This window comes from Macrococcoides bohemicum, assembly GCF_003259675.1.
Classification (GTDB): domain Bacteria; phylum Bacillota; class Bacilli; order Staphylococcales; family Staphylococcaceae; genus Macrococcoides; species Macrococcoides bohemicum.
Genome location: NZ_PZJG01000024.1, coordinates 1 through 749 on the forward strand (window position 1 = coordinate 1; position 749 = coordinate 749).

At 44.1% G+C, this 749-nt stretch carries 6 tRNA genes; all 6 read left to right on the plus strand.

The annotated features are described in order from the left end of the window. Positions 1-54: 54 nt before the first annotated feature. Positions 55-130 (plus strand) — tRNA-Lys (locus BHX94_RS12605). A 33-nt stretch (positions 131-163) separates the two neighbouring features. Beyond that, positions 164-238 (plus strand) — tRNA-Gly (locus BHX94_RS12610). A gap of 15 nt (positions 239-253) precedes the next feature. Then, positions 254-342: transfer RNA gene (locus BHX94_RS12615), tRNA-Leu, on the plus strand. Between the two features lie 17 nt (positions 343-359). Further along, positions 360-433 (plus strand) — tRNA-Arg (locus tag BHX94_RS12620). An 11-nt stretch (positions 434-444) separates the two neighbouring features. Further along, positions 445-518 (plus strand) — tRNA-Pro (locus BHX94_RS12625). A 16-nt stretch (positions 519-534) separates the two neighbouring features. Then, positions 535-610 (plus strand) — tRNA-Ala (locus tag BHX94_RS12630). Positions 611-749: the final 139 nt, after the last annotated feature.

Genomic DNA, 749 nt, shown 5'->3' on the forward strand with positions numbered 1-749 from the left:
GACTTGTAATCAGTAGGTTGAGGGTTCAAGTCCTTTTTCCGGCACCATTTCTTTGAGCCATTAGCTCAGTTGGTAGAGCATTTGACTTTTAATCAAAGGGTCAGAGGTTCGAATCCTCTATGGCTCACCATTATTTTAATATTTAAATATTAAAACTTAATATGCGAAAGTAGTTCAGTGGTAGAATACAACCTTGCCAAGGTTGGGGTCGCGGGTTCGAATCCCGTCTTTCGCTCCATTAAGAAAATTAAATGCCGGGGTGGCGGAACTGGCAGACGCACAGGACTTAAAATCCTGCGGTAAGTGATTACCGTACCGGTTCGATTCCGGTCCTCGGCACCATTTAATTTTATTTTTTTGCGCCCGTAGCTCAATTGGATAGAGCGTTTGACTACGGATCAAAAGGTTAGGGGTTCGACTCCTCTCGGGCGCGTTTATTAATAGCGGGAAGTAGCTCAGCTTGGTAGAGCACTTGGTTTGGGACCAAGGGGTCGCAGGTTCGAATCCTGTCTTCCCGACTTACTTAATAATTTTGGGGGCTTAGCTCAGCTGGGAGAGCGCCTGCTTTGCACGCAGGAGGTCAGCGGTTCGATCCCGCTAGTCTCCACCATAAAATTTTAAGATGAACATTGAAAACTGAATGACAATATGTCAACGTTAATTCCAATAATTTGAGTGAACTTAGTTCACTCCCAAGAGTGATTGCCATAAGCAATCAAAGAGCATTATCAAACAAACTATTATGGAGA